7 protein-coding genes are annotated in these 6,559 nt (G+C 37.4%); all 7 read left to right on the top strand.

What is annotated here, in order from left to right:
* The coding region (locus ACEWK1_RS22700) for an amidohydrolase family protein (RefSeq protein ID WP_416636691.1) at positions 1–529 on the top strand (529 nt) is incomplete at its 5' end.
* A 96-nt stretch (positions 530–625) separates the two neighbouring features.
* Positions 626–2,206, top strand: coding sequence for a gamma-glutamyltransferase (ggt, locus tag ACEWK1_RS22705; RefSeq protein ID WP_212137199.1), 1,581 nt, complete (start codon positions 626–628; stop codon positions 2,204–2,206).
* Between the two features lie 322 nt (positions 2,207–2,528).
* Positions 2,529–3,773 carry a SulP family inorganic anion transporter gene (locus tag ACEWK1_RS22710; RefSeq protein ID WP_212137201.1) on the top strand — a complete coding sequence of 415 codons (1,245 nt, stop codon included), beginning with the start codon at positions 2,529–2,531 and terminating at the stop codon, positions 3,771–3,773.
* An 84-nt stretch (positions 3,774–3,857) separates the two neighbouring features.
* On the top strand, positions 3,858–4,307 hold the full coding sequence (locus ACEWK1_RS22715) for an Lrp/AsnC family transcriptional regulator (RefSeq protein WP_121660882.1): 450 nt from the start codon (positions 3,858–3,860) through the stop codon (positions 4,305–4,307).
* 286 nt (positions 4,308–4,593) lie between these two features.
* On the top strand, positions 4,594–5,166 hold the full coding sequence (locus tag ACEWK1_RS22720; RefSeq protein WP_121660883.1) for a chromate transporter: 573 nt from the start codon (positions 4,594–4,596) through the stop codon (positions 5,164–5,166).
* Positions 5,166–5,696, top strand: coding sequence for a chromate transporter (locus ACEWK1_RS22725; protein WP_121660884.1), 531 nt, complete (start codon positions 5,166–5,168; stop codon positions 5,694–5,696). Before ACEWK1_RS22720 ends, ACEWK1_RS22725 begins: the two co-directional genes overlap by 1 nt.
* 340 nt (positions 5,697–6,036) lie before the next feature.
* Positions 6,037–6,559: hypothetical protein (locus ACEWK1_RS22730; RefSeq protein ID WP_416636692.1), on the top strand; the 523-nt coding region annotated here is incomplete at its 3' end.

The following is a 6,559-nucleotide window of genomic DNA, read 5'->3' on the forward strand; positions in this document are numbered from 1 at the left end:
AAAATGTGCACCACCTTTACGAGAAAAAGAAGAGCAGGAGAAGTTAATTACCTTATTAATCAACGGGAAATTCGATATGCTTACCTCTGATCATTCTCCATGTCCTTATGATTTGAAAGATCCTAATGTATATAATTTGTTTGAAGCATGGGGAGGAATTAGTGGTGGGCAATTTACGCTTTTATCTGCAATTGAGCTTGCTACTCGCTATCAAATTCCCTTTGAACAAGTTGCAAAGTGGACAGCACAAGCGCCAGCGGATAGGTTTGGTTTATCTGATAAAGGACAGATCAAGGTTGGTGGAGATGCCGACTTTGCTATTGTTTCTTTCGAAGACTCCTTCACAGTAACAAAAGAGAATTTCTTTGCGAAGCATAAGGAAACCTTGTATATAGGGCATACGTTTCCTTGTAAGATTATTGGGACAATTAATAGAGGTAATATTATCTATGAGAATGGGAACATTCTAGATCAAGAATCTTATGGGGAATGGGTAAAACCTATAAAAGTAGAAGTAAAAACTTCATAAAATATGTAATTTGCAAAGCCTTTTTTTAAAATAATAGAGGTTTTGTTTTTTCTATTATTGAATATGTTTATTAAAAATAAATGAGGGGGCAGTTGAATGAATAAACCAATTGTCGGTTCAAAAACAATGGTCGTAAGTCCGCACTACTTAGCATCTCAAGCGGGAAACACAATCCTTGAAAAAGGAGGAAATGCGTTTGATGCAGCAGTAGCTGTTAGTGCCTGCCTTGCGGTGGTATACCCACATATGACGGGACTTGGTGGTGATTCTTTTTGGCTAACATACAGTAAAAAGGATCAAAAAGTACGTGCATACAATGGAAGTGGACGAACAGGAGTAAATGTAACACGTGAAGTATATGAAGGGAAAAGCTCTATTCCTACTCGAGGTATTGAGAGTGTGATAACAGTGCCTGGTATGGTCGATAGCTGGGATGCTGTATTAAAGGAATATGGGCGACTTTCGTTAGAGCAAGTGTTGCAGCCAGCAATTGAGTATGCTTCTAAAGGGTTTCCATTCTCACTTGACCAGCATGAGAATACAGTCAAAAATGCAGAGATGTTAAAAGAAGATAAAGATACAGCAAATGTGTTTTTACCCACAGGAAAGATCCCTATGGTAAATGAAAGATTCGTACAAGAAAACTTAGCAACAACATTAAAAAAGTTAGCATCATCTGGTAGAGATGAATTTTATAAAGGTGAGCTTGCATATCGGCTTATTTCTAGCTTAAAAGATAAGGGTGGCAAGCTAACGGTTGAGGATTTGGCTCATCATAAAGGAGAATGGACTGAACCACTTACCTCTACATATCGCGGGTATAATATGTATCAAGTTCCTCCAAACTCACAAGGCTTTGTGGGATTAATGGCACTGAATATATTAGAAAATTTTGAACTTACTGCCATTTCCGAAGGATCTTATGAATATTATCATTTATTAGTAGAATCATTGAAAAGAAGTTTTCAAGATCGAAATAAACATTTAACAGATCCTGAGTTTTACTCCGTTCCTATAAAAAGATTATTAAGTAAGGAGTATGGAAAAGAGATGGCAGGTGCCATTCAATTTGAGCGTACTAATGATATAGAAACTCAATCGGTTGGCAGCGACACAGCACATGCAGCTGTTATTGATGAGGAAGGAAATGCCGTTTCCTTTATACAAAGTCTTTATTTTGAATTTGGATCAGGTGTGGTTGCTGGAGATACAGGTGTTGTTATGCAAAATAGGGGCTCGTTTTTCTCGCTTAACCCAAGTGATGTGAATTGCCTGGAGCCGAGAAAAAGAACTTTCCATACTCTTATGCCAGCAATGGCTCTAAGAGATGGTCAGCCAAGGATTCTTTATGGCACACAAGGTGGTGAGGGTCAGCCACAAACTCAAACAGTTATCATTACAAGAATGATTGACTATGGCATGAATCCGCAACAAGCGATAAGTGAACCTAGATTTGTTTGGGGAAGAACGTGGGGACAACAAACTCAAGAGTTGAAAATTGAAGGTCGAGTCAGCATTGATGTGATTGAGGAATTATCAAAAGCTGGACATATTGTTAATAAAGTTGAAGATTTTGCCGGAATTATGGGCCATGCAAATGCAATAGTCATTGATGATCAGGGCTTTGTTCATGGTGGGGTGGACCCTAGGAGCGATGGAGCCGCGATTGGAAGGTAATCTTTAGGAGAGCCCGTTCTTTGGTAGGACGGGTTTTTCAAATGGAAAAAGGCTGGATTTGATGTTACGAGTATTACGAGTAGTTGAAAAGATTTGAGTTAATCACAGTAATAAGCACAAACAAACATGTAAGGTAAAAATAAAGCAAAACTGATTCGGGAATTTGAACACAACTTTTCTACTCTAAAGAAATTTCACCTTCAAATGTTAATAATTTAACTAAATTGCTAACCGTTTGTTTGGTAGAAAAGCATATATATAAATATTTTGAAATATGTATAAAAATGAAGCGATTTATGGTCTTTAGAAGGGAGAAATTAAGTTGTCGTTCTTACATTATAAAAAAGAATATATAAGAGGTGACCTATCTTCTGGACTAGTTGTTGCTGCATTGGTCATTCCACAAGGTATAGCTTATGCATTGATAGCAGGGCTGCCACCTGTTATAGGATTATATACAGCAACCATTCCAGTGCTTATCTATTTATTATTTGGGTCGTCTCCACATGTTTCAATAGGACCTGTTGCGATGGTCTCAATTCTTATTTTCAGTGGGGTGACACCATATGCTGTTGCTGGTACTCCCGAGTTTATCCAGTATGTTGCTATATTGACGATTCTCGTTGGTGTTATTCAGTACCTCTTACACTTATTAAAAGTTGGGGTAATTGTTGAACATGTTCCTCATGGTGTTATTAGTGGTTTCACTTCAGGATGCGCGGTGATCATAGCGATGAATCAAATAAGCACAATCATTAAAATGCCATTGCATGATCGAGGTAATATGATTACTTCCTTAGGATTGATTATAAGTAATCTGAAAGATATTCATGTATTAACAGCCATAATTGGCCTTACCTCAGTCATTGCACTTATGTCATTAAAAAAGTTACTACCAAACTACCCTCAACCAATTATCCTCATACTTATAAGTACAATGATTGCATATGTATTAAATGTTTCAAGCAAAGGTGTAGTGCTTATCGGAGAAATTCCAATGGGGCTTCCTCCATTTGTGTTACCTGAATTAAATTTGGACAAAGTAACTGTGATGTTACCAACTGCTATTGTAATTGCATTTATAGGCTTTATTGAGACGTTCGCTATTGCAAAAGTGATTGCAAAGAAAGAAGGATATTCAATTCGTCCCAATACGGAATTAAAGTCTCTTGGCATTGCGAATCTGATTGGAGGCTTTTTTTCATCAATGCCAGTAGCGGGTGGGTTTTCGAGGTCTGCAGTTAACTATAGCTCAGGAGCAAAGACAAAATTTTCTTCTTTTTTTAGTGCAGCAATTGTTGTAGTTACGTTAGCTTGTTTTACGTCATTGTTTGCATTTATTCCAAAAGCAGTTCTTGCCTCTATCATTTTAGTGTCAGTTATAAAGTTAATCGATGTAAAAGAGGCAATCCACTTACTTAGAACCAATATACTGAATGGAGCTATACTTCTTTTAACTTTCTCAGTAACGATTGTTTCAGGCCCGAAATTTGGACTAGGCATTGGAATTTTCCTCTCTATTTTGTCTGGTATTCGAAAAGTAAATATTTCATATAGTATTCGTTAAACATAATTTTCTTTATGTAAGACTTTTAACCAAGCCATCTTCTTATTATACTAAGACTATATAGACTTAAAGGATGGGTTTTCATTGAAAATAGATCATATTGATAGAAAAATACTTGAATTACTCACGATTAATGGCAGAATGTCTTATTCAGATATAGGAAAAGAACTAGATTTGTCACGGGTATCCGTTCGAGAACGTGTAAATCAATTAATAAACAATGATGTAATTGAAAAGTTCAGTGTTGTAATCAATTCTGAGAAGATGGGCAAAAATGTTTCAGCTTTTTTTGAGGTTGACTGTGAACCGGCTTATTTAGTTGAGGTAGCTGAAACATTGGCGGATAATCCCTGTGTCTCAAGCTGCTATCAAATGACAGGCCCTAGTACACTACATATGCATGTGTTAGTAGATGACTTTGTGGCATTAGAAAAATTTATCAACAATGAATTATATGCACTTGAAGGAATTACTAGAGTGGAAAGTCACATTTTACTTAGACGTTTTAAAAGTCGAAGCGGGATGAAACTATAATAAAATTTGTAAAGAATGACTTTAGAAAGGAACTATCAAAGGTCATTCTTTTTTGTTGAAATTTTTCTGGAAATTGTATAGAAAATTAACTATATATGGTTTATAATCATAAATATCTTCCGTTTGTTAATTCAATATAGAATTATAACTAACAAACGGTAATGGTGATTGCATGAATGGTAAGATCCACCATAAATATCGTAAAGGAACATTTAAATGAAAAAGGGGAGAATAAAATAGCGAGGGGAATTACATTGAAAAATCTCATGTAGAAGGGTGATTACAAATGAAACACCTGCAGCTTTTTTTAGCGTTTTTTCGGGTTGGAATGCTTGGATATGGCGGTGGTCCATCTTCAATACCACTTGTTCATAAAGAGGTGGTTGAAAAGTACAAATGGATGAATGATGATGAATTTGCAGATGTGTTAGCTCTGGGGAATACATTGCCTGGGCCTATTGCTACAAAAATGGCAGGATACATTGGTTATCGAGTCGCGGGAATTTTAGGTTTAATAAATGCAACACTGTCTACGATTCTTCCTACTATTGTGTTAATGATCGTTCTTTTAACAACAATTAGCTCTGTCAAAGATTATCCATGGGTTCAAGGAATGACAGCCGCAGTCGTACCTGTCGTAGGAGTCATGTTAGCTACTCTAACTTGGGACTTCTTTAAGAAATCTCAAAAGTCACTTGGCTGGGTAAAAGCTTTAGCACTTATATGTGGTAGTTTTCTTTTAATGGAGATTCTTGGTTTACACCCTGCCATTTTAATTGGAGGACTTTTGCTTGCGGCGATATTAAAAAGAGATAAAAATCCTGATAAAGATCGGAAGGTTGAAAGGGGGAGTGCTTAGTGCTATATTGGGAGATTTTTCTGGCCTTTTTTATACCAGGGATATTAGGTTACGGAGGTGGTCCAGCATCTATCCCACTTGTTGAAAATGAGGTAGTGGATCGATATGGCTGGATGAATGTAAATGAATTTAGTGAGGTCCTTGCTTTAGGTAATGCTCTTCCAGGTCCAATTGCCACTAAGATGGCTGGTTATATTGGGTACCAACAAGGGGGAGTGTTAGGAAGTCTTGTTGGGATTTTTGCTACAGTTGCTCCTTCATTAATTTTAATGATCGTTTTATTGGGATTTCTATATAAGTATAAGGACTCTCCGAAAGTAAAGAGAATGACAACATTCATTCGCCCTACAATTGCAGTGTTATTAGGGATGATGGCATTTAGCTTTTTCTTTACGTCATATCAAGATACAGGAATATATCAATCGCTTTTTCTAGTAGTGATAAGCTTTTTATTATTAGAAAAGGTGAAAGTGCACCCTGCATTAGTGATCGTTGGTGCGATGGGGTATGGAGCTGTTTTTCTAGGGTGAAATACTGTAGCCCAGTAAGTGGGGTGCAGTAAATTCTATAGTACTTTAATGAACATTAATTAAAGTATTTCCTCATTCAAAATACTTACCTCTGACACAGCAGATTTATCTCCATATAGATATGTTAGATGATTTTCACCCCATGCACATTAAGAGTCTAAATGTGTTCTAGGTACCCCCGTCTTTTGAAGGCGGGGGTTTCATTTCTACTATCTTATATTGATTTCTCCGGAAAAGGTGAAAAGTGCAAAAATGTGTCTGGATACTGAAGAATCGGGACGTGAAAAGGTACTAAGAGCGAAAATGTGTCTCGATAGCTGAGGAATCGGGACGCGAAAAGGTGCAAGGAGCAAATATGTGTCTGGATACCGGAAGAATCAGGATAAGCAAGGATCCAAAAAGCAAATTTGTGTCTGGATACTGGAAGAATCGGGACAAGAAGTGGTGCAAGGAGCAGATATGTGTCTGGATACTGGAAGATTCGGGACAAGAAAAAGTGCAAAGAGTAAATTTGTGTCTCGATACAAGAGGAATCGAGACAAGCGAGGGTGCAAAGAGCAAATATGTGTCTGGATACCAGGAGAATCGGGACAAGAAAAGGTGCAAGGAGCAAATATGTGTCTGGATACCGGAAGAATCGGGACAAGCAAGAATCCAAAAAGCAAATTTATGTCTGGATACTGGAAGAATCGGGACAAGCAAGGGTGCAAAGAGCAAATATGTGTCTCGATACCAGGAGAATCGGGACAAGCGAGGGTCCAAAGCGCAAATTTATGTCTGGATACTGGAAGAATCGGGACAAGCAAGGGTGCAAAGAGCAAATATGTGTCTGGATACTGGAAGAATTGGGACAAGAAAAGGGG

Origin of the sequence: Metabacillus sp. YM-086 (genome assembly GCF_048059995.1) — a bacterium.
Lineage (GTDB): Bacteria > Bacillota > Bacilli > Bacillales > Bacillaceae > Metabacillus > Metabacillus litoralis_B.